General features: G+C 74.0%; 29 protein-coding genes, 3 tRNA genes and 1 pseudogene. 19 read left to right on the top strand and 14 right to left on the bottom strand.

The window, feature by feature from the left end; all coding sequences use genetic code 11:
• Window positions 1–80 precede the first annotated feature (80 nt).
• A complete protein-coding gene (locus tag NH602_RS04255) occupies window positions 81–794 on the top strand; it encodes a class I SAM-dependent methyltransferase (protein WP_253067061.1) in 714 nt (237 codons plus the stop codon).
• A 23-nt stretch (window positions 795–817) separates the two neighbouring features.
• Window positions 818–903 (top strand) — tRNA-Ser (locus NH602_RS04250).
• Window positions 904–929: 26 nt separating this feature from the next.
• On the opposite strand, the gene NH602_RS04245 is transcribed toward NH602_RS04250, so the two are convergent.
• The 3 genes and pseudogenes from NH602_RS04245 to NH602_RS04235 form a co-directional block, all read right to left on the bottom strand.
• Window positions 930–1,406 carry a nitroreductase family deazaflavin-dependent oxidoreductase gene (locus NH602_RS04245; protein ID WP_179761403.1) on the bottom strand — a complete coding sequence of 159 codons (477 nt, stop codon included), beginning with the start codon at window positions 1,404–1,406 and terminating at the stop codon, window positions 930–932.
• A gap of 130 nt (window positions 1,407–1,536) precedes the next feature.
• Window positions 1,537–1,866 (bottom strand): annotated as a pseudogene (locus NH602_RS04240) (DUF6194 family protein); the annotation flags it as partial.
• A gap of 34 nt (window positions 1,867–1,900) precedes the next feature.
• Entirely contained in the window at window positions 1,901–2,359 is a 459-nt protein-coding gene (locus NH602_RS04235) for an SRPBCC family protein (protein ID WP_179761401.1), read from the bottom strand.
• A gap of 66 nt (window positions 2,360–2,425) precedes the next feature.
• Here NH602_RS04235 and NH602_RS04230 point away from each other — a divergent pair, with 66 nt between their 5' ends.
• Window positions 2,426–2,926, top strand: a complete 501-nt coding sequence (locus NH602_RS04230; protein ID WP_161151810.1) for a DinB family protein — start codon at window positions 2,426–2,428, stop codon at window positions 2,924–2,926.
• A gap of 31 nt (window positions 2,927–2,957) precedes the next feature.
• On the opposite strand, the gene NH602_RS04225 is transcribed toward NH602_RS04230, so the two are convergent.
• Together NH602_RS04225 and NH602_RS04220 are read right to left on the bottom strand one after the other, a co-directional pair.
• Window positions 2,958–3,359 carry a VOC family protein gene (locus NH602_RS04225; RefSeq protein WP_253067059.1) on the bottom strand — a complete coding sequence of 134 codons (402 nt, stop codon included), beginning with the start codon at window positions 3,357–3,359 and terminating at the stop codon, window positions 2,958–2,960.
• A 20-nt stretch (window positions 3,360–3,379) separates the two neighbouring features.
• Window positions 3,380–3,814 carry a hypothetical protein gene (locus NH602_RS04220; RefSeq protein WP_161151811.1) on the bottom strand — a complete coding sequence of 145 codons (435 nt, stop codon included), beginning with the start codon at window positions 3,812–3,814 and terminating at the stop codon, window positions 3,380–3,382.
• 30 nt (window positions 3,815–3,844) lie between these two features.
• On the opposite strand from NH602_RS04220, the gene NH602_RS04215 reads away from it, so the two are divergent.
• On the top strand, window positions 3,845–4,198 hold the full coding sequence (locus NH602_RS04215) for a hypothetical protein (protein ID WP_073575609.1): 354 nt from the start codon (window positions 3,845–3,847) through the stop codon (window positions 4,196–4,198).
• On the opposite strand, the gene NH602_RS04210 is transcribed toward NH602_RS04215, so the two are convergent.
• Window positions 4,182–4,991, bottom strand: a complete 810-nt coding sequence (locus tag NH602_RS04210; protein ID WP_253067058.1) for an AAA family ATPase — start codon at window positions 4,989–4,991, stop codon at window positions 4,182–4,184. The two genes, NH602_RS04215 and NH602_RS04210, sit on opposite strands and share 17 nt — an antisense overlap.
• Window positions 4,988–5,812 (bottom strand): oxygenase MpaB family protein, encoded by an 825-nt coding sequence (locus NH602_RS04205; protein ID WP_253067057.1) that lies wholly within the window; start codon window positions 5,810–5,812, stop codon window positions 4,988–4,990. The genes NH602_RS04210 and NH602_RS04205 overlap by 4 nt, the downstream gene beginning before the upstream one ends.
• Before the next feature lie 112 nt (window positions 5,813–5,924).
• On the opposite strand from NH602_RS04205, the gene NH602_RS04200 reads away from it, so the two are divergent.
• Window positions 5,925–6,332, top strand: coding sequence for a YccF domain-containing protein (locus NH602_RS04200; RefSeq protein WP_073575612.1), 408 nt, complete (start codon window positions 5,925–5,927; stop codon window positions 6,330–6,332).
• Window positions 6,333–6,341: 9 nt separating this feature from the next.
• Here NH602_RS04200 and NH602_RS04195 read toward each other — a convergent pair whose 3' ends face one another.
• Window positions 6,342–7,607 carry a M18 family aminopeptidase gene (locus tag NH602_RS04195; RefSeq protein WP_253067056.1) on the bottom strand — a complete coding sequence of 422 codons (1,266 nt, stop codon included), beginning with the start codon at window positions 7,605–7,607 and terminating at the stop codon, window positions 6,342–6,344.
• A gap of 10 nt (window positions 7,608–7,617) precedes the next feature.
• Between NH602_RS04195 and NH602_RS04190 the strand changes: the two genes are divergently transcribed.
• The 4 genes from NH602_RS04190 to NH602_RS04175 are packed head-to-tail and all read left to right on the top strand — an operon-like array spanning window position 7,618 to window position 12,221.
• Complete coding sequence (locus tag NH602_RS04190; protein ID WP_073575614.1) at window positions 7,618–9,120, top strand: GMC family oxidoreductase; 1,503 nt, start codon at window positions 7,618–7,620, stop codon at window positions 9,118–9,120.
• Window positions 9,113–9,592, top strand: coding sequence for an SRPBCC family protein (locus NH602_RS04185; RefSeq protein WP_073575615.1), 480 nt, complete (start codon window positions 9,113–9,115; stop codon window positions 9,590–9,592). The genes NH602_RS04190 and NH602_RS04185 overlap by 8 nt, the downstream gene beginning before the upstream one ends.
• Window positions 9,589–10,164, top strand: coding sequence for a GNAT family N-acetyltransferase (locus NH602_RS04180; RefSeq protein WP_253067055.1), 576 nt, complete (start codon window positions 9,589–9,591; stop codon window positions 10,162–10,164). Before NH602_RS04185 ends, NH602_RS04180 begins: the two co-directional genes overlap by 4 nt.
• A 26-nt stretch (window positions 10,165–10,190) precedes the next feature.
• Complete coding sequence (locus NH602_RS04175) at window positions 10,191–12,221, top strand: M3 family metallopeptidase (protein WP_253067054.1); 2,031 nt, start codon at window positions 10,191–10,193, stop codon at window positions 12,219–12,221.
• Window positions 12,222–12,290: 69 nt separating this feature from the next.
• Here NH602_RS04175 and NH602_RS31785 read toward each other — a convergent pair whose 3' ends face one another.
• Window positions 12,291–13,817, bottom strand: coding sequence for a glycoside hydrolase family 16 protein (locus NH602_RS31785; protein WP_253067053.1), 1,527 nt, complete (start codon window positions 13,815–13,817; stop codon window positions 12,291–12,293).
• Between the two features lie 544 nt (window positions 13,818–14,361).
• On the opposite strand from NH602_RS31785, the gene NH602_RS04165 reads away from it, so the two are divergent.
• The gene (locus NH602_RS04165; RefSeq protein ID WP_253067052.1) at window positions 14,362–15,036 is read left to right on the top strand and encodes a response regulator transcription factor; all 675 of its coding nucleotides are present in this window, start codon (window positions 14,362–14,364) and stop codon (window positions 15,034–15,036) included.
• A gap of 10 nt (window positions 15,037–15,046) precedes the next feature.
• Here the strand turns inward: NH602_RS04165 and hisC are convergent, their stop codons facing one another.
• Complete coding sequence (gene hisC / locus NH602_RS04160) at window positions 15,047–16,099, bottom strand: histidinol-phosphate transaminase (RefSeq protein WP_253067051.1); 1,053 nt, start codon at window positions 16,097–16,099, stop codon at window positions 15,047–15,049.
• Between the two features lie 59 nt (window positions 16,100–16,158).
• On the opposite strand from hisC, the gene NH602_RS04155 reads away from it, so the two are divergent.
• Complete coding sequence (locus tag NH602_RS04155) at window positions 16,159–16,860, top strand: dienelactone hydrolase family protein (protein WP_062399312.1); 702 nt, start codon at window positions 16,159–16,161, stop codon at window positions 16,858–16,860.
• On the opposite strand, the gene NH602_RS04150 is transcribed toward NH602_RS04155, so the two are convergent.
• Complete coding sequence (locus NH602_RS04150) at window positions 16,832–17,449, bottom strand: TetR/AcrR family transcriptional regulator (protein WP_218899297.1); 618 nt, start codon at window positions 17,447–17,449, stop codon at window positions 16,832–16,834. The two genes, NH602_RS04155 and NH602_RS04150, sit on opposite strands and share 29 nt — an antisense overlap.
• Before the next feature lie 88 nt (window positions 17,450–17,537).
• Here NH602_RS04150 and NH602_RS04145 point away from each other — a divergent pair, with 88 nt between their 5' ends.
• The 4 genes from NH602_RS04145 (at window position 17,538) to NH602_RS04130 (ending at window position 21,013) form a co-directional block, all read left to right on the top strand.
• Window positions 17,538–18,584, top strand: a complete 1,047-nt coding sequence (locus NH602_RS04145; protein WP_253067050.1) for an aldo/keto reductase — start codon at window positions 17,538–17,540, stop codon at window positions 18,582–18,584.
• 91 nt (window positions 18,585–18,675) lie between these two features.
• On the top strand, window positions 18,676–20,682 hold the full coding sequence (locus NH602_RS04140; protein WP_100879220.1) for an acetoacetate--CoA ligase: 2,007 nt from the start codon (window positions 18,676–18,678) through the stop codon (window positions 20,680–20,682).
• Window positions 20,683–20,781: 99 nt separating this feature from the next.
• Window positions 20,782–20,871, top strand: a tRNA-Ser gene (locus NH602_RS04135).
• A gap of 69 nt (window positions 20,872–20,940) precedes the next feature.
• Window positions 20,941–21,013: transfer RNA gene (locus NH602_RS04130), tRNA-Arg, on the top strand.
• A 135-nt stretch (window positions 21,014–21,148) separates the two neighbouring features.
• Here NH602_RS04130 and NH602_RS04125 read toward each other — a convergent pair.
• Entirely contained in the window at window positions 21,149–21,325 is a 177-nt protein-coding gene (locus NH602_RS04125) for a CsbD family protein (protein ID WP_062404020.1), read from the bottom strand.
• Window positions 21,326–21,469: 144 nt separating this feature from the next.
• Between NH602_RS04125 and NH602_RS04120 the strand changes: the two genes are divergently transcribed.
• The 4 genes from NH602_RS04120 (at window position 21,470) to NH602_RS04110 (ending at window position 25,310) form a co-directional block, all read left to right on the top strand.
• Window positions 21,470–22,330: an endonuclease/exonuclease/phosphatase family protein gene (locus NH602_RS04120; protein ID WP_253067049.1), complete on the top strand. Its 861-nt coding sequence runs from the start codon at window positions 21,470–21,472 to the stop codon at window positions 22,328–22,330.
• A 65-nt stretch (window positions 22,331–22,395) separates the two neighbouring features.
• On the top strand, window positions 22,396–22,521 hold the full coding sequence (locus NH602_RS31165) for a hypothetical protein (RefSeq protein WP_256493718.1): 126 nt from the start codon (window positions 22,396–22,398) through the stop codon (window positions 22,519–22,521).
• Between the two features lie 414 nt (window positions 22,522–22,935).
• Window positions 22,936–24,009, top strand: a complete 1,074-nt coding sequence (locus tag NH602_RS04115; RefSeq protein ID WP_179761388.1) for a helix-turn-helix domain-containing protein — start codon at window positions 22,936–22,938, stop codon at window positions 24,007–24,009.
• 41 nt (window positions 24,010–24,050) lie between these two features.
• On the top strand, window positions 24,051–25,310 hold the full coding sequence (locus NH602_RS04110) for an acyl-CoA dehydrogenase family protein (RefSeq protein WP_179761387.1): 1,260 nt from the start codon (window positions 24,051–24,053) through the stop codon (window positions 25,308–25,310).
• 48 nt (window positions 25,311–25,358) lie between these two features.
• On the opposite strand, the gene NH602_RS04105 is transcribed toward NH602_RS04110, so the two are convergent.
• Complete coding sequence (locus tag NH602_RS04105; protein ID WP_157818410.1) at window positions 25,359–25,760, bottom strand: hypothetical protein; 402 nt, start codon at window positions 25,758–25,760, stop codon at window positions 25,359–25,361.
• A 91-nt stretch (window positions 25,761–25,851) separates the two neighbouring features.
• Window positions 25,852–26,050, bottom strand: a 199-nt coding sequence (locus tag NH602_RS04100) for a sugar-binding domain-containing protein (protein WP_305882377.1), incomplete at its 5' end; no start/stop codon positions are given.

Below are 26,050 nucleotides of genomic sequence, written 5' to 3'. Positions count from 1 at the left end.
GGCCACGGATAGTGCCTTGTGGCCTGTTCAGAGGCCAGGGAGAGTAGCTGGAGAACACGAAGTTCGTCCGAGAGGATGCGATGACCACGCACGCCCACACACCCGCGCTCGTCAGCTCGCGGCTGCTGCCCGGCTACGACACCGTGGCCCGGCTCGGTGGCGCCGTCCCGATGTACTGGCGTCTGCTGGCCCAGGCCGGCATCGGCCCGCGGGACCGCGTGCTGGAGATCGGCTGCGGGACCGGGAACGTCCTGCTGCGCGCCAAGGAGGCCGTCCCGACGGCCACCGTGCGCGGCGTCGACCCCGACCCGGAGGCGGTCGCCATGGCCAGTCGCAAGGCCGCCGAGGCCGGCGTCGAGCTGGAGCTCCAGGTCGGTGTGGCCGAGGACCTGCCCCTCGACGACGGCAGCGTCGACCGGGTCCTCTCCTCGCTGATGCTGCACCACATCGCCGCCGACGCCCAGGTCGCAGCGCTGCGGGAGGCGCACCGCGTCCTGGCGCCGGGCGGGAGCCTGCACCTGGTCGACCTCGACCACGACCCGCGCAGCGGCGGACGGATGCGCACCGTGAACAGGGTGCTGTCGCTGCTGGCCCGCCTCGACCCGGCCCACCGCCGCTCCCGGCGTGGCGCCCACAGAGACCACAGAGACCACGGCGACCACGGCCACGGTCACGGCCACGGGGCGCAGCCGGTGCCGGAGCTGCTCGCGGCCGCGGGGTTCACCGACGCGACGGTGGTCGGGCACGGGACGACCAGGATGGGGCCGGTCACCTACTACCGCGCGGAGTGCTGAGCGGTCCCGTTACCCTCCCGTGCGGAAGCGTGGCAGAGCGGCCGAATGCACCCGCCTTGAAAGCGGGCGTCCGAAAGGACCGGGGGTTCGAATCCCCCCGCTTCCGCCACAGGTCGCAGTCCTGATCGGCGACCTTCAGTGATCGAGGCTCAGCTCGACCATGGGGGGCGGGTCTGCGGCGGTGACCGGGCGGCCGAGGGTGCGTTCCAGGACCTGCCGGAACCATGTCCAGCGTTTGTCGTCGGCCGCGATGTAGTGGGCCAGCACCTCGCCGCCCTCGGCCGGGTCGAGTAGCCGGGCTCGTGCGGGAACGGACCGTCGTCCTGCCACCGACACCCGGACCCGCGGCTCGGCGGTGATGTTGCGGAACCACTGAGCGCGCTCGCCGAACCCGGACGCCACGACGTAGCGGCCGGGACCGGTGCGCCAGACGACCTCCAACACCACACGCCGTGTCTGTCCGCTCCGTCGGCCGGTGTGTTCGAGCAGCAGCATCCGCGAGCCGAACACGGCACCGAGCCCGGCGCGGTAGAGCACCAGCGGCGCTCGGACCAGCGGGCGTGAGTGTAGGAGCCGTGCGAACACCGCCGCGGCCCTCGCTCCCGCGTTCATGAACGGCTCCGTCCGAGTGCGGGATCGACCATGTCGTGTTCTCCGGTCTCCGGTGATCTCGTCGTCAGCCGTGCGGTCGACGGCGCGCGGTCGTCCTGGGTGACGCGCATCGTGACCAGCCGACGTTTCGTCAGGACATCCGATGAACTCGCCGGATGGCGTTGTCGTGCTTGCGGACGGCGAAGTCGTACGCGTCGTCGAGCAGCTCCCGTACCCGCGGCCAGGTCGTGTCCGGCTGCACCACCGCCACCCAGTGGTGGGCGGCGTGGACGGGGTGCGGGAACAGCACGTCACGGGTCGTCGGGTCGATGCCCGGATCGGTCGGGAACAGCTCCCGGTAGCGCGCGGTGGGTAGCCCGATGTTGAGCCGGAACGCTCCCGGGCGGTCGAGGTCGGACGCGGTGTCGTTCACGTCGGACCGCACCACGGTCGCCCAGCCCTGCCGGCAGGTCAGCACCTTTCCATGGTCGTTCGTCCGCCGGAGGTGCCACGGATCACATCTTCTCGGCGACGACGGCGAGCCGGTCGAGCGAGGCGCTCAGCCGGTCGGCGGTGGTGTCGCGGGCCCGCTTCTGCCGGAACGTGTCGTCCGGGTCGAGGCCGGTCCAGTCGTAGGTGCAGGTCACCCGGGTCGTGGCGTCGTCGACGGGCTCCAGCTCCCAGCGCCACAGGTGCCCGGGCGGCGGGCTCCCCGGCTCCGTGGGCAGCCACGCGACCAGGCGTCCCTCGGTGAACTCGACGACCCGGTTCTCCCGCACGGTGCCCTGGGTCAGCAGCATCGAGAACACGTCGCCGACGGCGCGGACCCGTTGGCCGGGGGCGGCCTCGGCGAGGTTGTCGTTCCCGTCCCAGGACGGCTGGCGGGTGGGGTCGGCGATGAGCTCGAAGATCGTCGCGGGGTCGGCGGCGACGGTCCGGCTGCTGCGTACCACGGTTGGCGAGGTGTCGGTCACGACCGCAGTGGACCACCGCCCGGCCGGGAGCGGAAGATGTCGGACCTCGCTGCCACGATCACGGGCATGACCGATCGCGCGCACCCCCCGATGCAGGCCGACGCCCTCACCACGCTCACGGCCTGGCTCGACTTCTACCGCGCCACCCTGGCCGGGAAGTGCGACGGCCTGACCGACGAGCAGCTGCGGACGGCGTCGGTGCCGCCGTCGTCGCTGACCCTGCTGGGGCTGGTGCAGCACCTGGCCGCCGTCGAACGGAACTGGTTCCGGCAGGTCCTGGGCGGCGAGGACGTGCCGCCGCTGCACCCGCGCGAGCCCGGGACCGGCCACGACGGCGGGTTCGAGCTCGGGAGCGCGGGCATCGTCGAGGCCCGCGCCGCCTGGGAGGAGGAGGTCGGCCGGGCCCGCGAGGTCGTCGAGGCGGCCGGGCCGGACGGCACGGGCTCCCTGGGCGGGAACGCGGTGTCGGTGGTCTGGATCCTCACCCACGTCATCGCCGAGTACGCCCGCCACGTCGGGCACGCCGACCTGGTCCGCGAGCGGATCGACGGGAGCACCGGCGTCTGAGACGGCCCGGCCGCGTTCCGCGGAACGCGGGTCAGCCGCCGCCGGGGTAGGTCGCGAAGGTCCAGAGGTTGCCCTCGGGGTCGGCGACGGTGCAGGCCCGTGTCGGGCCGCCCGCCGCGAAGGAGGCGGGGTGCGGCGCCTGCACGACGGTCCCGCCCGCATCCGCGGCGCGCCGGTGGACGGCGTCGACGTCGGCGTCGGAGCGGCACGCCACGTACACGGCGCCGGCGTGCAGGCCGGCGTGGACGCCGTCATCGTGCTTCGTGCCGCCGAGCAGGACGGTCCCGCCGTCGCGGGTGAGCTCGGCGTGCACGACGTCGCCGACCTCGTCGTGGACGACGACCGATGCGGCGAACCCGGCTGCCTCGACCAGGAAACGGACCGCGGCGCCCGGGTCGTCGTAGTGCAGGACCGGCCAGACCGTGGAGCTCACGACGTCGACGGTAGCGGCGCTCAGCAGAACCCGCGGAAGATCCGGTCGGGCTGCAGCTCCGCGTGGTCGGCGTAGTCGGCGAACTCCATGTTCGCGGTCGCCACGTTGTTCTCCACCGACCACAGGTCTGCTGCGGCGATCCGAAAGGTTCGGCCGGGATCCTGCCGCAGGTCGGCCGCGACGATCGGGAAGCCGTCGTCGACCAGGGTCCGCTCGTCGACGACGAACAGCAGCGGATGATGGGTGGCGAGCCCGTCGTCGAGCGCGAACGCGACGACGCGGTCCGCGGTCCAGCCGTCGAAGAGGTTCTCGGTGACGACGTCGAACGCGGCGAGGAAGGTCTCCTCGTCCGGATCGTCGGGCGCGATGATCCCGAGCAGCTCGTTCCAGGGTCCCTCACCCGAGTCGGTGCAGGTCCGCACCAGCGGCGGGAGGAACGTCACGGGGAACTCCACCCCGCCATCCTCCCGTGGTCGGATCGGGACATGAGCAGCGCACCCAGCGTGGACGGCCGCCGGTTCGCCGGCGTGAGCAACTCCGGTGACGGTGAGGTCGGGCGGGCCACGGTCTTCGACTACCACGAGGCCGACGGCCTGGTCTGGGCCGAGTACGCCGGTGGCGCCGTCCGGCTGGGCCGGCTGGCCGGTACCCGCGACGGCGACGTCCTGCGCTTCCGCTACGTGCACGTCTCCACCGACGGAACCACCAGCTCGGGTCGCTGTGAGGCCCGCCTCGAGATCCTCGACGACGGCCGGCTGCGCTCGCACGAGTCCTGGGCCTGGGAGTCGCGGCCCGGCACCGGGGAGAGCGTCGTCGAGGAGATCACGGGTCGAACGTGAGGGTGAGCGAGCTGCGGTACGCCCCGGACGGGCCGTCGTCCTGCGGGGTCAGCCGCGTTCCGCGGAACGCGAAGACGTCCTGCTCGCCCGCCTCCCACTCCAGCGTGACGACGTCGCCGGCGGCAGGGACCGCATCGCCCGCGACCGCCGAGAAGTGCACCCAGCACCCGCCGGGTGTGACGGGGGAGTCGACGACGCCCCAGCCCTGCTCGGTGTGCCACACGCGGACCGTCCCCACCGTGCCGACGGCGCTCTCCGCGGTCCGGTCGAGGATCGCGTCGACGGTCGCGGCCACGTCCAGCTCCGAGGTGTCCAGCCACAGCCCGATGCGGGGCGTCTCCGACCGCAGCACCGTGTCCAGCGCCGCTGCGGTGAACGCGTCCGAGGTCACCTTGTCCCGCTCGGCCTGCCGCCGGGCCGCCACCTCCGGTCGTGGCGCCAGCACCACGACGTACAGCGGACGGGTCCGCAGCGCCGCCACGGTCGCCGGCAGGTGTGCCCCGAGCACCACGTCCTGGACGACGACGGAGAACCCGGCGTCGGCGTAGCCGTCGGCGGCCTGAGCGGTGAGGGTGTGCCGCAGCCGCAGCTGGCGGTGCGCCTCGGGGCCGGCGTCGGGGCCCATCTCGGCGCGTCCGGTGACGATCCCGCGGAACCGGTCGCCGTGCACGTGCACCGCGGGCGCGGGCAGGCGTTCGGCGAGTGCCTGCGCCACGGTCGACTTCCCCGACGCCTGGATGCCGGTCAGCAGGTACATGTCCCCAGCCTGGCCGTCGGTGCATCCGTCGGTCACGCGGATTCCGCGACCCCGCGGGCCGCCCGCACCAGCCGCCGCGCCTGCTCGACCTCCGGCGGCCCCGGCACGTCCGGCAGCACCCCGGTGGCGGTGCGCAGCGCGCGCAGGGTGAGCGTGGTGGACCAGTCCGTCGTCGGGAGACCGGGCAGGCCGTAGAGCCGCCGCGCCCAGCGCGGCAGCGTGGCCAGGGCCAGCGTCGACAGCCCGGCGATGCCGAGCCGGACCTGCGGCGGCGCCGCGCCCTGCGGGGCGAACAGGTTCCCGGCGGCGCGGCGGGCCTCGTCGGTCATCCGCAGCCGGGGGCGCACCGCGGCCATGTACTCGGCCATCTCGGCCACCGACAACGGCACGGTCGCCGGGTCGATGCCGACCACCTCGGCGGCCCGGACGCTCTCGGCGACGTAGGTGTCCGCCGAGTCGTCGTCGAGCAGACCCGACCGGCGGGCGACGTCGGTGTAGGATTCGATCTCCGCGGCGTGCACCCAGAGCAGGCCCTCCGGGGCGTCGATCCGGTAGCTCTCGCCGCTGTCGGGGTCGTGGCCGCGCAGCCCGGCGTGCAGTCCCCGGACGCGGGCGCCGGCCCGGTCGACGTCGGCCAGCGGTCCGAACGTGCGGGTCCCGACGAACTCGACGGTCCGCTGGAACCGCGCGTAGGACTTCTTCGGGTCGAACAGCGCCGAGTTCTGGTACGTCCCGCGCATCACCCGCGGGTCCAGCGACTGCAGCAGCAGCGCGCGCATCCCGGCCACCCACATCACCGGTTCGAGGTGCACCCGCCAGGTCACCGAGTGCGGCCCGAACAGGCCGTGATCCGTCATGTGTCCAGGACACCCCGTGCCGCGGCCGGCCGCACGTCGATCACGCCGGTTCCGGGCCGTCCTCCGGGAGAACCCCGAGGGATCGGACGGGCGGTGCGGGCAGCCTGGAGCCATGCTCCGCCTCATCCTGAACGTGGTCTGGCTGGTCCTCTCCGGCTTCTGGCTGTTCCTCGGCTACATGCTCGCCGGGATCGTCGCCTGCGTGCTGGTCGTGACCATCCCGTTCGGGATCGCCTCGTTCCGGATCGGGCTCTACGCGTTGTGGCCGTTCGGCCGCGACGTCGTGCGCCTCCCCACCGCGGGGGCCGCGTCGACCATCGGCAACGTGCTGTGGATCGTGCTGTTCGGCTGGTGGCTGGTGATCGGGCACATCGCCACCGCCCTCGCGCTCGCCGTCACGATCATCGGGCTGCCGCTGGCCTGGGCGAACCTGAAGCTCATCCCGGTGTCGCTGCTGCCGCTGGGGTCGCGGATCGTGGACAGCGACACCTCCATGCCGGGGCAGCCCGTGCTGCGCTGACCGCGGGCCTCAGCCGGCGTCGGTCAGGAACTCCACACCCGCCCGGGCCAGCAGGCCCGGGTCGTGCACGCCGCACAGCTCGCGCGCCGAGTGCATCGACAGCACCGGGATGCCGACGTCGACGGTCCGGATTCCGAGCCGGGTCGCCATGATCGGCCCGACGGTGGATCCGCACGGCACGGTGTTCTTCGAGACGAACACCTGGTTCGGCACGTCCGCGGTGCGGCAGGCCCGCTTCCAGGCGGCCGCGCCCGGCGCATCGGTGGCGTAGCGCTGCACCGCGTTGACCTTCAGCGACGGCCCCCGGTTCGGCACCGACAGGTGGTCCGGATCGTGTTTGTCCAGGTGGTTGGGGTGCGCGGCGTGCGTGACGTCCACCGACAGGCAGCGCGAGCGGGCGAACACCGCGTGCCGGGCGTCGAACCCGCCGGCCAGCCGGGTCAGCACCGTCTCCAGCAGCGGCCCGGCCGCGCCGGTCGCGCTGGCCGAGCCGATCTCCTCGTGGTCGAACCCGACGAACACCGGGACGGTGCCCGGGTCCCGCTCGACGGCGGTGAGCAGCGCGCTGATCCCGGCGTGCACCGAGGCCAGGTTGTCCAGCCGCGGGGCGGCGAGCAGCTCGTCGTCGCGGCCGAGAGTGGCCGGCGGGGTCAGGTCGTAGGTGAACAGGTCGTGCGCCGCGACGTCCTCGGGGTCCTCGCCGACGCGCACGGCGAGGAACTCCACCAGGTCGCCGCCGTCCGGGTCGCCGAGCCCCCAGATCGGGAGCAGGTGCCGCTGCGGGTCCAGGGTCAGGCCCTGGTTCACACCGCGGTCGAGGTGGATCGCCAGCTGCGGGATGCGCAGCAGCGGCCGGTCCACCCGCACCGGGACGACCCGGCCGTCGTAGAGCGCGAGGCGCCCGGCGAGGCCGAGGTCACGGTCCAGCCAGGAGTTCCACAGCGCGCCGCCGTAGACCTCCACCCCGACCTGGCGCCACCCGGCCACACCGACGTCGGGGTTCGGCTTGACCTTGAACCCGGGGGAGTCGGTGTGCGCGGCGAAGATCCGCAGCGGGGCGCCCGGCCCGGACGCGGGCTGCCACCAGGCCAGGACCGTGCCGTCGCGGACCAGGTAGCGCCCGCCCGGCCCGTCGGCCCACGGCTCGTCCTCGCGCTGCTCGGTGAAGCCCGCCGCGGACAACCGGCGCACCGCCTCGGCCACCGCGTGGTACGGCGACGGGCTCGCGGTGAGGAACGAGGCGAGGTCACGTGCAGCGTCGGTCACGTGGGGCATCCTGGCAGCAATGACCGACAGCTTCGACGTGGTGGTGGTGGGCGCGGGGTCCGCGGGGTGCACCCTCGCGGGCCGGCTGGCCGGGCGCGGTGTGCGCACGGCGCTGGTCGAGGCGGGCGCCGTCGTCGTCCCACCGGACTCGACGCCGATCGCCTCGCTCGCCGCGACCGCCCCCGGCCACGTCCTGAACTGGGCCTACCGGGCGACGCTGTGCCAGGGCCGGGAGTGCACCGTGCCCCGCGGACGCGTGCTGGGCGGCTCCGGCGCGATCAACGGCGGCTACTTCGTGCGCGCCGTCCCGGCGGACTTCGCGGACTGGGGCGTCCCGGGCTGGTCCTACGACGACGTCCTGCCGTACTACCGGCGGCTGGAGCGCGACCTCGACTTCTGCACCTCCGACCGGCACGGCGACGCCGGTCCGCTGCGCATCTCACGGCCCTCGGGCCGGCTGCGGGCAGCGACGACCGACCCGTTCCTGGCCGCCTGCCTCGCGCTCGGCCACCCCGAGGAGCCGGACAAGAACGCCGGTGGCCCACCCGGAGCGGGTCCGATCCCGACCAACGCCGTCGACGGGCGCCGGGTCAGCGCCGCCACCGCCTACCTGCCGCCGCCGTGGGGGAACGCGGAGTGGAAGGACGCGCTGACCGTGTTCGGGGGGACCCCGGTCGAGACCCTGGTGCTCGACGGCGACCGGGTCACCGGCGTGCGCGTCGGTGGTCGCACCCTGCACGCGGCCGAGACCGTCGTGACGGCGGGCGCGGTCGGCACCCCGGCGCTGCTGCAGCGCTCCGGGATCGGGCCGGAGGACACCCTGCGGGCCGCGGGCGTCGCGGTGGCGCACGAGCTGCCCGGGGTCGGGCGTGGCTGGTCGGACCACCCCGCGGTGTTCCTGCCGCTGCGCAGCGGGCTGCCGGACCCGCCCGCCGACGCCGTCGCCCCGCAGGCCGCGCTCAACCTCGACTCCGGGACCGACCCGGCCGGTGACCTGGAGATCCTGCTGTTCGCGCACCCGTTCGCACCCGGCGGTCCCGCGCACCTGATGTGCGCGGTCCAGCGCCCGGACAGCCTCGGGATGCTCGCCATCACCTCCCCGGACCACGACGACCCGCCCCGGCTGGACTTCCGCTACCTGCGCACCACCTCCGACCGGCACCGGATGCGGGCCGCGGTGCGGATCGCCGCGGAGATCCTGCGCGCCGCGGGCTGGGACCGCGCGGGCCCCGACGACGGCGGCCCCGCCGGCTGGGAGCTCGGCAACGACACCCGGCTCGACGGCTGGATCCGCGACCACCTGACGACCTCGGTGCACCTGTCCGGCAGCGCCGCGATGGGCTCCGGGCCGGATGCCGTCGTGGACGCCGACCTGCGGGTGCACGGCCTGGCCGGGCTCCGGGTGGCGGACACCTCGGTCCTGCCCCGCGCGCCGCGGCGCGGACCGGCCGCGACCGCGATCATGATCGGGGAGCGCGCCGCCGACCTGGTGTGCGGCATCGAGGGGGAACACCGTGCATGACGAGGTCACCGTCCACATGACGGCACCGGCCGAGCGGGTCTGGGAGCTGGTCTCCGACATCCGCAACACCGGCCGGTTCTCACCCGAGACCGTCGACGCGCAGTGGCTGGGCGGCGCGACCGGCCCGGCCGTCGGTGTCCGGTTCCGCGGCAAGGTCGTCCGCAACGGACGCGGCCCGACCTACTGGTCGGAGTGCGAGATCACCGCCTGCGAGCCGGGCCGCGAGTTCGGCTTCGTCGTGCTCCTGCCCGGCGGCCGGCGGATCAACCACTGGCACTACCGGTTCACCCCGGCCCCCGCGCCGGACGGCACCGCGGGCACCGACGTCACCGAGTCCTTCCGGCTGGAGCCCTCGGCCGGCACCCGGCTCTACTGGACGCTGCTGGGGTGGGCCCGCGGGCGCACCAATCGCGAGGGGATGCGAACGACCCTGGAACGCATCCGTGCGGTGGTGGAGGATCCCGCGGTGTGATCCGTCCCGCCCGCGTCGCCGACGTCCCCGCCCTGCGTGAGATCGAGCGCGCCGCGGGGGAGACGTTCCGGGAGATCGGGCTCGACGTCGTCGCCGACGAGGAGCCGCCACCGGCCGCGGTACTGGCCGCGTACGTGGTGGCGGGGCGGGCGTGGGTGGCCGAGAGGAGCGCAGGCGGAACGAGCATCGGTGCCGAGAGGAGCGCAGGCGGAACGAGCATCGGTGCCGAGAGGAGCGCCGGCACCGGGCTCGTCGGGTACCTGATCGCCGACCTCGTCGACGGCTGTGCGCACGTCGAGCAGGTGTCGGTGCTGCCGTCGCAACGCGGACGGCGGATCGGGGAGGGCCTGGTCGAGCACCTCGCGGGCTGGGCCCGGGACCGCGGCCTGCCCGCGCTGACCCTCACCACCTACCGGGACGTGCCGTGGAACGGCCCGTACTGGGTGCGGCTCGGCTTCCGTGAGCTGATCGCGCCCGGCCCGGGGCTGCGCGCGATCCGGGAGCACGAGGCCGCGCGCGGTCTCGACGTGTGGCCGCGGCTCGCGATGCGCCGTGAACTGGCCGGATCCTGACGGTCCCCGGCCGTAGGGTCGGGCCCATGAGCAACCCGTTCCTCGCCCCGAGCGCGCTGCCGTGGGGGCTGCCCGACACCTCCCGGATCACCGACGAGCACTACCTGCCCGCGTTCGAGGCCGGGACGGCCGAGCAGCGCGCCGAGGTGGCGGCGATCGTCGCGGGGGAGGGCGGACCGACCTTCGACGACACCGTCGTCGCCCTGGAGCGCTCCGGTGCCACGCTGGACCGGGTGGCGCGGCTGTTCTTCACGCGCGTCTCGGCGGACTCCTCGCCCGCGGTGCGCGAGATCGAGGCGCAGGTGGCGCCGATGCTCGCCGCCCACGCCGACGCGATCGCGCTGGACCCGGGCCTGTTCGCCCGGATCGACGCGCTGCACGCCCGTCGCCACGACCTCGGTCTCGATGCCGAGTCGCTGCGGCTGCTCGAGCGCCACCACCGCGACATGGTGCGCGCCGGGGCCCGGCTGGGCCCGGATGAGCAGGTCCGGCTGCGGGAGCTGAACGCCGAGCTGTCCGGGCTGACCACCCGGTTCGGTGCGGCGCTGCTGGCCGGGGCGAACGCCGCGGCCGTGCACGTCACCGACCGCGACCGGCTCGGTGGCCTGTCCGACGACGCGGTCGCCGCCGCCGCGACCGCCGCGGCCGAACGCGGTCACGACGACGGCTGGCTGATCACCCTGGTCCTGCCGACCGCGCAGCCCGCACTGGCGGTGCTCACCGACCGGTCACTGCGCGAGGAGCTGTTCCGTGCGTCCACCGGGCGCGGGCAGGGCGGCGAGCACGACACCCGTGACACCGTCCTCGCGATCGTGCGGCTGCGCGCCGAGCGGGCCGCGCTGCTCGGGTACCCCGACCACGCGTCGTACGTGATCGACGACGCGACCGCGGGGACGGCGGAGGCCGCCGTCGCGATGCTGGAGTCGCTGGTCCCCGCCGCCGTCGCCAACGCCGACCGGGAGGCCGCGGAGCTGGCCGGCGGTGTCGAGGGCGACCTGGAGCCGTGGGACTGGGCGTTCGAGGCGGAGCGGGTGCGCCGCGAGCGCTACGCCGTCGACGACGCCGCGCTGCGCCCGTACCTGGAGCTCGACCGGGTGATCACCGACGGCGTGTTCCGCGCCGCGTCCGGGCTGTACGGGATCACCTTCACCGAGCACACCGACCTGCCCGCCTACCACCCGGACGTGCGCTGGTGGGAGGTCCGTGACTGCGACGGCGAGCCGCTCGGGCTGTTCGGCGCCGACCTGTGGGCGCGGCCGTCGAAGCGCGGCGGGGCATGGATGAACTCGCTGGTCGACCAGTCGTCGCTGCTCGGGACGCGGCCTGTCGTGCTGAACACGCTGAACCTGAACAAGCCCCCGGCCGGGGAGCCCGCGCTGCTCACCCTCGACGAGGTCCGCACCCTGTTCCACGAGTTCGGGCACGCCCTGCACGGGCTGTTCTCCGAGGTGGAGTACCCGACGTTCGCCGGGACGTCGGTGCCGCGCGACTTCGTCGAGTTCCCCAGCCAGGTCAACGAGATGTGGCTGGAGGACCCGCAGGTCCTCACCTCGTTCGCCCGCCACCACGTGACCGGCGAGCCGCTGCCCGACGAGCTGCTGGCCGCGTCGCAGGCCGCCCGCGGGTACGGCGAGGGCTTCGCGACGACGGAGTACCTGGCCGCGTCGCTGTTGGACCAGGCGTGGCACCGGCTTTCCCCGGCCGAGGCCGCCGGCATCACCGACGTGCTCGCGTTCGAGCAGCAGGCGCTGGAGGCGGCCGGGGCCGCGCACCCGCTGGTCCCGCCGCGCTACCGCAGTACCTACTTCAACCACGTGTTCGGCGGCAGCGGGTACGCGGCGGCGTACTACTCCTACATCTGGGCCGAGGTGCTCGACGCCGACACCGTCGCCTGGTTCGGCGAGCACGGCGGCCTGCGCCGGGAGAACGGCGACCGGTTCCGCCGCGAGGTGCTGTCCCGCGGCGGCGCCGTCGACGCGATGGAGGCCTACCGCGCGTTCCGCGGCCGCGACCCGGAGATCGCGCCGCTGCTGGCGCGGCGCGGTCTGGCCGGCTGACCCGGCACACACGACCGCCCGCCGTCCGGTGGGGAGCGCCGGGCGGCGGGCGGTCGTGTGTGCGGAGTGCTACTCGTACTGGCGCATCCAGGCGACCCGCATCTCCGACGGCTCCGGCGAGCCGCCGTCGGGGAAGTAGTCGAGCTGGATCGTGGCGTGCATCGGACCCGGGGGGAACGTGTTCGGGTCCTCGGAGCGGAACCACTCGACGCCGTCGACGTAGCCGACGATCGCGTCCGGGGTCCACTCCACGGCGTAGTTGTGCCACTGGGTGATGTCGAGCTGCTTCTTGGCGTCCTTCTGCGAGTTCGAGCTGCCGTAGTGCAGGAAGAAGGACACGTCGTCGCTGGCGCTGGTGGTCTCGGCGAAGTCGATCTCGCCGCCCTCCGGCCAGGACACCTCGCTCGGCCACAGCAGCAGCACCGGGTGGTACTGCTTGTCGCCCTTGGGGAACTGCGCTCGCATCTCCCACTTGCCGTACTTCTGGGAGGTGCCCCAGGCCATGCCGCCGGTGTTGCCCTGCGAGTCGCCGCGGATGACGAGGTTGCCGTTCTCCACCGAGATCGCGTCGGAGGTGCGGCGGCCCTGGCCGTCGTGGCCCTCGCCGTTGTAGGGCGACCAGTTGCTGCCGAGGGTGTTGCCGAGGAACTCGTCACCGCCGATGGCCTGCCAGCCCATCTTCAGCGCGGCCTGGATGCCGTCGCCGGCGACCTGGACGGCGCCACCGACCGGACCGGCGGCGGGGGCTCCGCCCGAGTTCCCGGAGCTCCCGGAACCACCGGAGTTCGCGGCGGCCCGTGCCCGCTCGGCAGCCTCGCGGCGGCGCTGTTCGGCGCGCCGCTCGGCGGCCTCCTGCGCGGCCAGGGCCTGGCCGATCTGGCCGGACGCACCCTGCGCGGCGTCGCCGAGTGCGGAGCCGCCCCCGTTGGCCAGCACCGGGCCGGCGGACAGCGCGGTGTCCGACGCCGACCGGCGCGACGAGTCGTTCACCATCGCCGCGGACAGCGACGGGTCCTCGGTGCCGGGCTGCAGCAGCGTCAACACCATCGTCGCGGCGAGCACCGCGGCGGCGCCGACGCCCAGCGGGGCGAACCGGCGGACACGGGAGCGGGCGGGTCGTGCCCGGTCGATCGCGACGACCGAGCCCGTCCCCGACACCTCGGGTTCGTGCAGGCCGGCGATGGCCCCACCGGTGACCTCGGTGCGCGGTGCGGGCACCTCGGCCTGCGGGGCCGCGGGCTCCTCGGGCGAAGACGACCCGCCGAACAGCTCCACACCGGACAGCCCGGCCGCCGACGACGGCGTGGACCGCCGCGCGCGACGGCCCGGGGTCCCGGTGATGGGCACGGCGTGCGCGCCCGTCCCGGTCACCGCGGTGTCCCCGGCGGCGGCGTGGGAGCCGCTGCCGGCCGCGCGGCCGCCCGGCGCCCACGGGCCGGGGTCGGCCGTGTCGGCCCAGGTGATCCGCCCGGCGTCCGCCGTCGTGGCACCGGTGGGGGAGTCCGCCGTGACGGCGGCACCGGTGTCGTCGGGGATGTCGGGGTCGGTGTCGTCGTACCCGGCGTCGAGGACGCGGTGCCGCCCGGAGGCGCTCACCCGGTCCTGGAGCAGGGTGGCCGCGGGTACGGCGGATCGGGCCGTGTCGTCCGCCGGGGCGGAGGACACGGCATGCCTGCCCCGGGGAGACGGCACAGAGGGGGAGCTGTGCTCGGCGGCGAGTCGCGCGATCAGGTCGCGGGGGTCGACCTGATCAGCCGCAGCGGAACTCTTCCGTCGCATGAGGAGGGACTCTAGGTAGGGTGACCGAGTGTGAACACCCTCGCTGAGAAGGGTGGTTGCGTCTCCGCGCCGACAGGTCGACGGAGAGCGCCGAAGAGCAAGATCCCGCCATTTCGGCAGTAATGCTGGGCCGAACAGAGCAACGGGACTCTCAGGGTCACCCGTTAAGGCTAAGTGTTCACGGTACATCGCACCGTTAGCCGATTGTGACGGGCTGCCGGTCGAGGAACAGTGACCGTGCCTCCCCGGCGCTCCTCGCACGACCTCACGAGCTCCCCGCTCCCCGACCTCCGCAGGATCTGTGAACGATCACGCTCCCCCCGTCTCGCCGTCCCTCCCGATCCCCGCGCCCCGTGCCGAGATGCGCGCGCTCAGCGTGCTGCTGGCCCTGCCGCCGTCGGCCGGCACCGCCTCGCTCGGCCGCGGGCTGCGCCAGGACCTCGCCGCCGAAGGCGTGGACCTCGTCGTCGTCACCGACGGCATCGAGTTGCTGGACACCCTGCGCTCCCGCGGCGCCGACCTGCTCGTGCTCGACATGGAGCTGCCGGGTCCGGAGCCGTCGGTGCTGCTCGGAGCCGTGCAGTCCGAGTCCCCGCCGACCCCGGTGATCACCGTCGTGCCGCGCGAACGGCGGGCCGGGGTGATCGGCATGCTGCGCGGCGACCGCGACGACTTCCTGATCCGGCCGTTCGTCCCGGACGAGCTCGCGTCCCGGATCCGGCTCCGGCTGCGTGCCGCCGCGGGGCTGCCCGCGCCGACGGTGCTCGGGCACGGCGGCCTGTCCGTCGACGTCGACGCCGGCCAGGTGTTCGTCGACGGCCGCCGGGTCGCGCTGTCCCCGACCGAGTACGCGCTGCTGCTCGCGCTGGCCGAGCAGGCGGGCGAGCCGGTCGCGCTCGACGACCTGGGCCGCCGGGCCTGGACCGAACCGGTGTCGGCCAACCTGGTGCAGGTCTACGTGTCCTACCTGCGGCGCAAGATCGGTCCCGAGCGGATCAGGACCATCCGGGGGCTGGGCTACCAGCTGGACGGCTGAGTCGGGGTTCTCAGGATCCGAAGGACGACGCGACGTCGAGCAGCAGGTCGTTCTCCTCCGGCGTGGACACGGTGACCCGTACCCCGTCGGTGGCGAACGGACGCACGATCACCTTCCGCTCGCCGCAGTGCGTCGCGAACGCCGCGGTCCGGTCCCCGAGCGGCAGCCACACGAAGTTCGCCTGGGTCTCCGGCACGGTGAACCCGGACCTGCGCAGCCCGGCGGCCACCCGGTCCCGCTCCGCGACGACGGCGGCGCAGTCGGCGAGGATCTCCTCCCGGTGCTCCAGTGCGGCGACGGCACCCGCCTGGGCGACCGAGCTGACCCCGAACGGTGGCGCCACCTTGCGCAGCGCGGTCGCGATCTCCTCGGAGGTCAGGGCGTAGCCGACCCGCAGTCCCGCCAGCCGGTAGGCCTTGGAGAAGGTGCGCAGCACGACCAGGTTCCGGTGGGCGTCGAGCAGCGGCCGGCCGCTGACGGCGTCGGGGTCGGTGACGTACTCGGCGTAGGCCTCGTCGAGCACCACCAGCACGTCCGACGGCACGGCATCCAGGAAACGGACGAACTCGTCGCGGTGCACGGCCGGGCCGGTCGGGTTGTTCGGGCTGCACACGAACACCACCCGGGTCCGCTCGGTGACCGCGGCGGCCATCGCGACGAGGTCGTGCCGGAAGTCGGCGTCCAGCGGCACGGTGCGGATCTCCGCACCGCCGATCCGGGTCACGATCGGGTACGCCTCGAACGAGCGCCAGGCGAACAGCACCTCGTCGCCGGGGCCCAGGCAGCCGATCTGCACGAGCTGCTGGCACAGCGTCACCGAGCCGCAGCCGACCGCGACCCGCTCGGGGGCCAGGGCGTACAGGTCCGCGATGCGTCCGGTCAGCTCGACGACGCCGAGGTCCGGATACCGGTTGCCACCTGCGGCGGCGCGGGCGATGGCCTCCAGCACCGCGGGAGCGGGCGGCGCGGCGACCTCGTTGCTCGCGAGCTTGATCGCCCCGGGGACGGTGCGACCCGGCACGTAGGCGGGCAGGGTGTCCAGATCGGGACGGATCAGCGTCATGACGGCAACGGTATCCGCCGGGGGTCGAACCCGGGCCCGTGCTCTGGTTGAGTGACGTCATGACGACGACCGCTGTCCGGACCGAGGGCGTGCCGCTGACCGACGGGGGCGAGCTGCGCCTGACCGTGGCCGAACCCGACGGTCCGGTCCGCGGCGGTGTCGTCGTCCTGCAGGAGGCACGGGGGGTCACCGACTCGATCAGGCTGCTCGTCACCGGCCTCGCCGCGGACGGCTGGCTCGCCGTCGCCCCGCACCTCTACCGCGACGCCGGTGCGGGCGGTGACCTCGCCGACGGCTCCGACGCCGAGGTCGCCGAGCACGTCGGCAGCCTCGAGCCGCGCCAGGTCATGGACGACTGCGACACCGCGTTCGGCTGGCTGGGCGACGTGGGTATCGAGGCCGACCGGATGGGCGTGCTGGGGTTCGACCTCGGGGGTACGGTCGCGCTGCACGTCGCGGCGAACCGCACCCTCGGCGCGGCGATCACGGTCGCGGGTGGCGGGATCGAGTCGTCGCCGTGGTCCAGCCTGCCCGCCCTGGTCGAGACCGCGCCCGAGCTCACCTGCCCCTGGCTGGGCATCTACTCGGAGGCCTCCGACACCGACGCCGTCGCCCGCCTGCGCGACGCCGCGGCGTCCTCCGGGAAGGCGACCGACGTCGTGATCTACCCGAGCACCGGCTACCGCTTCGACGACGACCCGGACTCGGCCGCCGAGGCCTGGCAGCGGGTCCTCAACTGGTTCGACGCGCACCTGCGCTGACGAAGACCCCGGCGCGCGCGGCGGCCGCGGTCGCCGCTGCCGCACGGTGGGCGTCCGCGGTGTCCGGACGCGTCCCGCGGGTGAGGAGCTGGTGGTAGAGCGGGGCGGAGACCGCACGGACGACGGCGGCCGGTTCGGTGCCGGCCGGTAGCTCGCCGCGGGCCACGGCGTCGGTGACGCACGGCTCCCAGACGGCGGTCCGGGCGTCGTAGAAGCCGCGCAGCGCGCGTGCGGTCCCGGCGTCGTCGGCGGCGGCGCAGACCAGCGCGGTGAGCAGCGGCCCCTGTCGCGGGTCGGCCAGTGTGGAGCGGACCAGCTCGGCGTTGGCGAGCAGGTCGCCGTCGAGCGAGCCGGTGTCGGCGCGCGGGGCGGAGGTCTCGATCATGTCGGTGACCAGGTCCTCCAGCACCGCGGGCACGCTGCCCCAGCGGCGGTAGACCGTCGTCTTGCCGACGCCCGCCCGGCGCGCGAGTTCGGCGAGGTCCAGGCCCGGCAGCCCGAGCTCGATCAGGGCGTCGCCCGCCGCGGCCAGCACGGCGGACCGGACGCGCGCGGTCCGGCCGCCCGGCCTGCTCATCTCCGGTGCCACGGCGCCCACCCTAACCCGTGACGGAACCGGAGTCCCGTTTGGCGTGCTTGTTCTAAAGGAACTACAGTCCCTTTAGAGGAGGACGGGCATGGAGTACCGACGGTTGGGCCGCAGTGGGTTGCAGGTCCCGGTCCTGAGCTTCGGCGCGGGCACGTTCGCCGGGCGCGGCGAGCTGTTCGGCGCATGGGGGTCGGTCGACGCCGCCGGCGCGCGCCGGATGGTGGACCGGTGCCTCGACGCGGGGGTGACCCTGTTCGACACAGCCGACGTCTACTCCGACGGCGGGTCGGAGGAGGTCCTCGGGGCGGCGCTGCGGCAGCGCCGCGACGAGGTCCTGATCTCGACCAAGGCCGGCCTGCCGACCGGCCCCGGCCCGAACGACGCGGGCGCCGGGCGCTTCCACCTGGTCCGCGCCGTCGAGGACGCCCTGCGCCGGCTCGGCACCGACCGGATCGACCTGTTCCAGCTGCACGCCTACGACGCGGGCACCCCGCCCGAGGAGGTGCTCGCGACGCTGGACGTGCTCGTCCGGTCGGGCAAGGTGCGCTACACCGGTGTCTCCAACCACCCCGGGCGACGGCTGGTGCGGACCCTGGACCTGGCCGACCGGCACGGTTGGCCGCGGCCCGTCGCGCACCAGGTGTACTACTCGCTGGTCGGCCGCGACTACGAGTGGGACCTCATGCCGCTGGGCCACGAGGAGGGCGTCGGCGCCCTGGTCTGGAGCCCGCTGGGCTGGGGGCGGCTCACCGGCCGGGTCCGGCGGGGCGCCCCGCTGCCCGCGGGGAGCCGGTTGCACACCACCGCCGAGGCGGGCCCGCCCGTCCCCGACGACCTGCTGTTCGACGTCGTCGACGTGCTCGACGCGATCGCCGCCGAGACCGGCCGCACGGTGCCGCAGATCGCACTGAACTGGCTCACCTCCCGCCCGACCGTCAGCTCGGTGATCGTCGGCGCCCGGGACCTGGCGCAGCTGGAGGACAACCTCGGCGCGGTCGGCTGGCGTCTGGACGACGACCAGGTCGCCCGGCTGGACGCGGCCTCGCACCGCCCCGCGCCCTACCCGTACTTCCCCTACGAGCGGCAGGAGGCCTTCGCCCGGCTCGCGCCGCCGCTCGTCGGCGCCCCGGCCTGACCGTCCCCCTGTGACGGGCACCCTGTCGCGGAGGGCCGGAGTGGGGTCCGGCCACTGGTGCGCGGCCGGGGCCGTCGGGGATGCTCGGGGCATGCCGCCCGTGTCGTCGCCGCAGACCGTCACCGATCCGGACACCCCCGAGCTCCTGTGGAGCCCGGACCCGGACCGGGTGGCGGACACCGAGATCGTCCGGTTCGCGACCTGGGCGCGTGACGAGCGGAGCGCCCCGCTGTCCGACGTCACCGACTACGCGCAGCTGCACACCTGGTCGGTGACCGACCTGGAGGGCTTCTGGTCGGCGGTCGCCGAGTACTCCGGGGTGCTGTTCCACGACCGCCCCACGGCCACGCTCGGCTCCCGTGACATGCCCGGCGCGCAGTGGTTCCCGGGTGCGACCCTCAACTACGCCGAGCACGCCCTGACCCCCGGCCCGGGCCGCGCCGACGACGACATCGCCGTCGAGTTCGTCCGCGAGGACGGCCTGGAGCGCACCGTCACCCACGCCGAGCTGCGCGACCAGGTCGCCCGCGCGCGTGCCGGGCTCGTCCGGGCCGGCGTCGGACAGGGGGACCGGGTCGTCGCGCTCGCCCCGAACTCCGTCGAGACCCTGGTCGCGTTCCTGGCCGCGGCGAGCCTCGGCGCGATCTGGTCGTCCTGCTCGCCGGACTTCGGCGCCCGCGCCGTGCACGACCGCTTCGCCCAGATCGAGCCCGCCGTGCTCGTCGCCGTCGACGGGTACCGCTACAACGGCAAGGGCTTCGACATCCGCGACAAGGTCGCCGACCTGCAGCGACAGCTGCCGACGCTGCGCGCGACCGTCCTCGTGCCCTACCTCGACCCCGACGCGATCCTCGACGGCACGACGACCTGGGCCGGGTTCACCGCCGAGCCCGGCCCGCTGGAGTTCACACCCGTCCCGTTCGACCACCCCCTGTGGGTGCTCTACTCCTCGGGCACCACCGGCCTGCCCAAGGGCATCGTGCACGGGCACGGCGGCATCGTCGTGGAGCACCTGAAGGCGATGCGTCTGCAGCACGGGCTCGGGCCGGGGGAGCGGTTCTTCTGGTTCACCACCACCGGCTGGATGATGTGGAACTTCCTGGTCGGCGGCCTGCTCGTGGGCGCGACCATCGTGATGTTCGACGGCAGCCCCGGTCACCCCGACCTCGGCGCGCTGTGGGCGCTCGCCGCGCGGCACCGGGTGTCGCTGTTCGGGGTCTCCGCCCCCTACGTGCAGTCCTGCATGAAGGCCGGCCTGCGCCCCGGCGACGACCACGACCTCTCCGCGATGCGCGCGCTCGGCTCCACCGGCGCGCCGCTGTCGGTCGACGGGTTCCGCTGGATCGGCGAGGCCGCCGGGTCGCACATCCAGATCTGCTCGGTCTCCGGCGGCACCGACGTCTGTGCGGCCTTCCTCACCAGCGCCCCCACGGTGCCGGTGTGGCTGGGCGAGCTCTCCTGCGCGGCGCTCGGCTCCGACGTCCGCTCGTGGGCCGAGGACGGCACCGACCTGCTCGACGACGTCGGCGAGCTGATCATCACGACGCCGACCCCGTCGATGCCGGTCATGTTCTGGAACGACCCGGACGGCACCCGCCTGCGCGAGTCCTACTACGAGGACTTCCCCGGCAACTGGCGGCACGGCGACTGGGTCCGCCGCACCCCGCGCGGCTCCTACGTCATCTACGGCCGCTCGGACTCCACACTCAACCGCGGTGGGGTCCGGATGGGCACCGCCGACTTCTACGCCGTCGTCGAGAACGTCGGCGGGGTCGCGGACTCGCTGGTGATCGACACGACCGCGCTCGGCGAGCGAGAGGAGGGGGCCCTGCTCTGCTTCCTCGTCCTCGACGACGGCGTCGCGCTCGACGACGTCGAGCCGACCCTGCGCTCGCTGCTGCGGAAAGAGCTCTCGCCGCGGCACGTGCCGGACCGGTTCGTCGTCGTCGACGCGGTGCCGCGCACCCTGAACGGCAAGAAGTGCGAGGTCCCGGTGAAGAAGATCCTCGCGGGCACCGCGCCGGAGAAGGCGGTGTCGGCCGGCGCCCTCCAGAATCCCGACGCGCTGACCCCGTTCGTGGCCCTCGCAGGGTCCTGACCTGCGCCGGACCGGGGGCCCCCGGCCAGGGGGACCCCGGTTCCGGACGGCCGGAATGCCCGTGTAGTGTTGCGCTCGCTGGTGGCCGTCAGGCACCGGGGAGGCTTCGCCTAGTCTGGTCTATGGCGCCGCACTGCTAATGCGGTTTGGGGTAACCCCCCATCCCGGGTTCAAATCCCGGAGCCTCCGCACCGGCACGGCGGTGGGGACACCGGTCGCCGGCCGACAACTGAAGATTGCTACGCTGGAGACAGCAACGCGCCCGTAGCTCAACGGATAGAGCATCTGACTACGGATCAGAAGGTTAGGGGTTCGAATCCCTTCGGGCGCACACATCAGGATCCGGCCCCGACCAGCACCTATGGTCGGGGCCGTTCTCGTGTCCGGATCGGCCGACTCGCATTCACGACTCTCGGCCCCGGTCACGTCGTGACCGGGGCCGAGGGGTCGCGCCGACAGGAGCCGGTCAGTCCTTCGTGAAGGCGTCCTTGACCTTCTCCCCGGCCTGCTTCAGGTTGCTCTTCGCCTGGTCGCCCTGGCCCTGGGCCTCGAGCTCCTTGTCGTCGGTGACCTTGCCGACGGTCTCCTTGGCCTTGCCGGCGAGCTCCTCGGTCTTGTTGTCGACCTTGTCGTCCGCTCCCATGGGTGCCTCCTCGGCTCGTTCGTCACCGCTGTCCTGCGCCACCGCGGGGGTGTCGCGCACGGCGTGGGACCGGGTACCACGTGGCGGGCGCGGGAAACGGTGGGCCCGGATGCGGTTCGTCCGGTTCGGGCGGATCATGGAGGTGTGCCCGGTCGCCGTTCCCCCGCCGCGCGGTCCCGTCGCCTGCGGATGGCGGTCGTCGCCGGTGCGCTCCCGCTCCTGGTCGCCTGCGCGCCCGGGTCCGCGGCTCCCGCGTCGCCCGGCCCGCCGGACACCCCGGAGGTGACGGTCGTCCAGATGAACCTGTGCGACAGCGGGATCGCCGGTTGCTACACCGGGCGAGCCGTCGAGGCCGCGGCCGATCTCGTGCGGACCGAGATGCCGGACGCGGTCACCCTCAACGAGGTGTGCCGCGCGGGCGTCGAGCGGATCGAGCGGGCGCTCGCCGGGGCCGCGCCGGGGTCGTCGACATCGTCGTCGTTCCAGCCGGCCCGCGAGCGCGACACCGGCGCGCCGTACCGCTGCGCGAACGGTGACGAGTACGGCATCGGCGTGGTCTCGCGTGCCCCGTCGAGCGTCGCGAGCGCCGGGATCCACCCGGCGCAGGACCCGCGTGACCCCGAGGAGCGTGCCTGGCTCTGCCTGGACACGACGACCGCTGGTGGCCCGCTCGGGGTCTGCACCTCGCACCTGGCCTACACCGACCGCGCCGTCACCCGGGCCCAGTGCGGGTACCTGTTCGACACCGTCGTCGCGGGCCTGCGGTCCCGCGCCGACGCCGGACCGGTCGTCGTGGGGGCCGACCTCAACCTGGGGGCCGCCGACGACCCCGACCTGCGGTCCTGTCTGCCTCCGGGGTCGGCACCGGCCGCCGACGACGGGGTCCAGCACGTCGTCGTCATCCCCGCGGCGGCCGCTGCGCGCACCCGGGTGATCGACCTGGGCGGGACCACCGACCACCCCGCGCTGCTGGTCACGGTGCGGCCCGAGGCCGGATCTGCGTAGCGCTGCGGATCGACGGGACCCCGCCGGCCGGTAGAACGGTCACACGACGCGGGAGGGGTGGGGTCATGGACGAGGACCTGGCCGTCGGTGCGGTGCTGGGGGACTTCGAGATCCGGGGACGGCTCGGGGCCGGGGGATGGGGGTCGTGCTGCGGGCCCACGACCGCCGCCACGGCGGCGAGGTCGCGCTGACGGTGCTGGCCGCCCACCTCGCCGGGGACCCGGTCGTCGTCGAGCGGTTCCGGCGGGAGGTGCGCGCCGCGCGCGCCCTGGACGCCCGCGCACGCCGCGGGCCTGCTGCACCGCGACGTGAAGCCGGCGGACCTGGTCGTCGGCGCGGCGCCGGCCCGGGCCGGCGGCGACGCCTCCCTGCGCCCGGTCACCGGTCCGGTCGGATCGGCGGGTCCGCGGCCCTGCTGACCCGCGAGCCGGGTCGTGACCCGGAGTTCACCGGCGGAAACACCGATGTACCCCGGAGCGGTCATGCTTCGCGCTCACCCCGCGTACCCCCGCCGGAACCTGGGTTCCGAGGCGCCTGCGGGATAGTGTCCTTGCTCACGGCGCCGACGCCGGCGGAGCCGATGCGAGCTGTCGAGGAGGCCCCGAGTGCGCTACTGGACCACTGAGGACCGCCCGGCCGGTGAGCAGTTCAGCTACTGGCGCGAGGTGATCTGCGAGGCGTTCACCCCGCTCGCCGCGGAGCTGCCCGGCGCGCGGCGGACCGGCCGGGCCCACGCGCGCGAGATCCGCAGCTGGGTGCGCTCCAGCAGGCTCACCGCGACCAACTGTGCCGAGGTGTCGTCGGCGACGCAGCTCATCACCCACGGCGCGGCCGAGGTGCGGCGCACCGTCACCGACCACGTGTTCGTGAACCTGCAGATCAGCGGTCACTGCGTGGGGACCCAGGCCGGGCGCCGCTGCGTCGTGGAGCCGGGCGGCTTCGCGCTGTTCGACACCACCCGCGAGTACGGGCTGGAGTTCGTCGCCGACGACCGGACCGAGGAGTGGCGCTGCGTCTCGTTCCGGGTGCCGCGCGCCCGGCTGCTGCCGCTGGTCGTCGACCTCGACGGCGCCACCGCGACGACCCACGACGGCGCCGCGCCCGGCATGGCCCGCATCGTCGCCTCCACCATGCTGTCCACCTGGAACGGCCTCGACACGCTCGACCCGGCCGGCGCGGACGCCGCCGACACCGCCTTCACCACACTGCTCGCTGCCGCGGCCGGCGGCACCGACGAGCTGCGCGACACCGGGCGCGCGGAGCTCGACGCGGGCATGCGGGCCGCGGTCAACCGCTACCTGGCGGCGCACCTGCGGACCGGGGACACCTCGGCCGGCGCGGTCGCATCCCGCTTCGGCATCTCGGTCCGCAAGCTGCACCAGCTCTACGAGGGCACCGACCGCAGCTTCTCCCGTACCGTCATGGCCCTGCGCCTCGACGGGTGCACCCGCGAGCTCACCGCCCCGGCGCGGACCGGGACCCTCACCGAGCTCGCCGCCCGCTGGGGCTTCGCCGACCTGTCCCACCTCAACCGCGTCTTCCGCGCCCAGCACGGCTGCCTGCCGTCGGAGTACGTCGACCGCGGCCCGGACGGAGCGTGCACGCCGGTACCGGCCGCCGTGCGCACCGGTTCGATCCCGGGGCGGGGTGTGACGGCCACCATCGCGTCGCGTCCCTGACCCCACGGTCGGGTCGGGGCCCGACCGGAAGGCATTCGACGATGACACTGGACTTCTCCCTCGACGCCGAGCAGCTGGCCCTGCGCGAGCAGGCCCGGCAGTTCGCCGACACCGTCCTGACCGGCGTCGAGCCGGCGATCGCCCCGCACCCGCAGCCTGCCGAGCGGTTCTACGCCATCGAGCCGTTCTACCGGCAGATGGTCGAGGCCGGGTTCGTGAAGGCGCTCATCCCAGCCGAGTACGGCGGCGGCCGGTTCACCTCGCTGCAGTTCGTGCTGGCCGTCGAGGAGCTGGCCCGCGTCGACGTCAACACCCCCACGGCGATCCTCGGCACCGGTCTCGGGCTGTACCCGGTCGTCCACTTCGGCACCGAGGAGCAGAAGCAGCGCTGGCTGCCGGCCTTCTGCGGGACCGAGCCGAAGCTCGCCGCGATCGCCTACACCGAGGTCACCGGCGGCGCGAACTACGACTCGCCGGACCCGAAGGTCGGGGTGCAGACCTTCGCCCGGATCGAGGGCGACGAGATCGTCCTCAACGGCTCCAAGCACTACACCACCAACGCCTCGGGCTTCGACGGCCAGGGCGCCGACCTCATCGCGGTCGTCTGCCGCACCGACCCGGCACTGCCGCCACAGGAGTCGCTCGCGGTCGTCATGGTCGAGCGGGGCACACCCGGCGTGGAGATCACCGGCATGCTCGACACCATCGGGCACCGCGCCGCGAACTCGCCGCGCGTCGAGTTCCGCGACGTCCGCGTCCCGCTCTCGAACATGATCGGGGGCCCCGGCGACGGCATGGAGATCGTGAAGAGCGCGTTCACCTGGACCTGCGCGCCGATCGGCGCGGCCTGCGTCGGGCGGATGCGGGCGGCCTTCGACTACGCCTACGAGTTCGCGAGGACCGACAGCCGCTCCGGCCCGCACCCGGTCATCGAGTACCAGAACGCCGGGTACATGCTCGCCGACATCAAGATCCGCATCGAGGCGACCCGGTACCTGGCGTGGAAGGCTGCCGACCACTTCGACCGCACCGGCGGCAAGGACCGCGAGCTCGCCAACATCACGAAGATCTACGCCTCGGAGCGGTCGGTCGACGTGGTCTACGACGCGATGCGCCTGGTCGGCGTGGACGCCTACACCACCGAGACCCCGATCGCCGGGATCATGCAGGACGTCCTGTGCTTCCCCGTGTACGACGGCGGCAACATGGGCGTCCGGCGACGGCACCTGCACGAGATGCTGATGGAGCCGAGCTACGACCCGCTGGCCTCGGCCGAGAACCGGCTCGCCACCGGGACCTGACCGCCCCGGGCCGGTCCCCGTGCCGAGAGGGCCGGCCCGCTCCCGAGCTCAGGCGTGCGCGGCGACCGGGTCGTCGGCAGCCTCGGGCAGGATCTCGCCGTCCTCCAGCACGTTGGCGCGCGGCACCTCGTGCAGGAAGATCGCCCCGTCGGACTTCGCGTCCCCGGTGACCGCGCACCACGCGTCGGCGATCCCGTGCAGCAGCCGGGCCCGGACCTCGGGGGAGCGGCCGTCGTGGATCAGCCCGACCATCCGCGGGCCCTCCACCGGCTCCCCGGCCACGGAGACGCTGCCGGGCGGGACCTCGGTGAAGGTGCAGTGCACGTAGCGGGCGGGCGCAGCAACGTCCTCGACGACCGGCTGCGACCGGTACGCCGTCGACGTCCCGCCGGTCCGGCTGGTGCACCGCGGCTGCGGCCACCCGCCGAGCCCCGGCTCACCTGTACACACTGCGCCGAGCCGGTGGCGTGGCGGGACATGACCGCCGAGGTCGAGCCCGACGCCTGGTGAGCACCACGGCGTCGTGGCCGGGGCCGGTACCTCAGGCGCCGCCCGGCGGGTGCCGCCCATCGCCCGGGGCGAGCAGGGCGTCGGCCGTCGCCGCGTCGCAGACCAGGGTGTGGACCAGGCCCGAGCGCAGTACGGCGCGGGTGGCGTCGGCCCGCTCCGGGTCCCTGACCAGGGCGATCACGTCGCCCGCGGCCCGCAGGTCCGCCTCCCCCGCCGCGACGAGCTGGTGC

It is taken from the genome of Pseudonocardia sp. McavD-2-B, assembly GCF_024124365.1.
GTDB classification, from domain to species: domain Bacteria; phylum Actinomycetota; class Actinomycetes; order Mycobacteriales; family Pseudonocardiaceae; genus Pseudonocardia; species Pseudonocardia alni.
The sequence above is the reverse complement of the archived record's forward strand: the minus strand, read 5'-3'. Positions and strand labels throughout refer to the sequence as shown.

Excerpts from the sequence above, each read along its gene's own strand:
- NH602_RS04140 (WP_100879220.1), top strand. The coding sequence starts at position 18,676 with ATGCCGCCCGTGTCGTCGCCGCAGACCGTCACCGATCCGGACACCCCC.
- hisC (WP_253067051.1), bottom strand. The coding sequence starts at position 16,099 with ATGACGCTGATCCGTCCCGATCTGGACACCCTGCCCGCCTACGTGCCG.
- NH602_RS04145 (WP_253067050.1), top strand. The coding sequence starts at position 17,538 with ATGGAGTACCGACGGTTGGGCCGCAGTGGGTTGCAGGTCCCGGTCCTG.
- NH602_RS04110 (WP_179761387.1), top strand. The coding sequence starts at position 24,051 with ATGACACTGGACTTCTCCCTCGACGCCGAGCAGCTGGCCCTGCGCGAG.
- NH602_RS04195 (WP_253067056.1), bottom strand. The coding sequence starts at position 7,607 with ATGCCCCACGTGACCGACGCTGCACGTGACCTCGCCTCGTTCCTCACC.
- NH602_RS04245 (WP_179761403.1), bottom strand. The coding sequence starts at position 1,406 with ATGAACGCGGGAGCGAGGGCCGCGGCGGTGTTCGCACGGCTCCTACAC.
- NH602_RS04165 (WP_253067052.1), top strand. The coding sequence starts at position 14,362 with ATGCGCGCGCTCAGCGTGCTGCTGGCCCTGCCGCCGTCGGCCGGCACC.
- NH602_RS04255 (WP_253067061.1), top strand. The coding sequence starts at position 81 with ATGACCACGCACGCCCACACACCCGCGCTCGTCAGCTCGCGGCTGCTG.
- NH602_RS04125 (WP_062404020.1), bottom strand. The coding sequence starts at position 21,325 with ATGGGAGCGGACGACAAGGTCGACAACAAGACCGAGGAGCTCGCCGGC.
- NH602_RS04205 (WP_253067057.1), bottom strand. The coding sequence starts at position 5,812 with ATGACGGATCACGGCCTGTTCGGGCCGCACTCGGTGACCTGGCGGGTG.
- NH602_RS31165 (WP_256493718.1), top strand. The coding sequence starts at position 22,396 with ATGGACGAGGACCTGGCCGTCGGTGCGGTGCTGGGGGACTTCGAGATC.
- NH602_RS04200 (WP_073575612.1), top strand. The coding sequence starts at position 5,925 with ATGCTCCGCCTCATCCTGAACGTGGTCTGGCTGGTCCTCTCCGGCTTC.
- NH602_RS04155 (WP_062399312.1), top strand. The coding sequence starts at position 16,159 with ATGACGACGACCGCTGTCCGGACCGAGGGCGTGCCGCTGACCGACGGG.
- NH602_RS04190 (WP_073575614.1), top strand. The coding sequence starts at position 7,618 with ATGACCGACAGCTTCGACGTGGTGGTGGTGGGCGCGGGGTCCGCGGGG.
- NH602_RS04175 (WP_253067054.1), top strand. The coding sequence starts at position 10,191 with ATGAGCAACCCGTTCCTCGCCCCGAGCGCGCTGCCGTGGGGGCTGCCC.
- NH602_RS04230 (WP_161151810.1), top strand. The coding sequence starts at position 2,426 with ATGACCGATCGCGCGCACCCCCCGATGCAGGCCGACGCCCTCACCACG.
- NH602_RS04215 (WP_073575609.1), top strand. The coding sequence starts at position 3,845 with ATGAGCAGCGCACCCAGCGTGGACGGCCGCCGGTTCGCCGGCGTGAGC.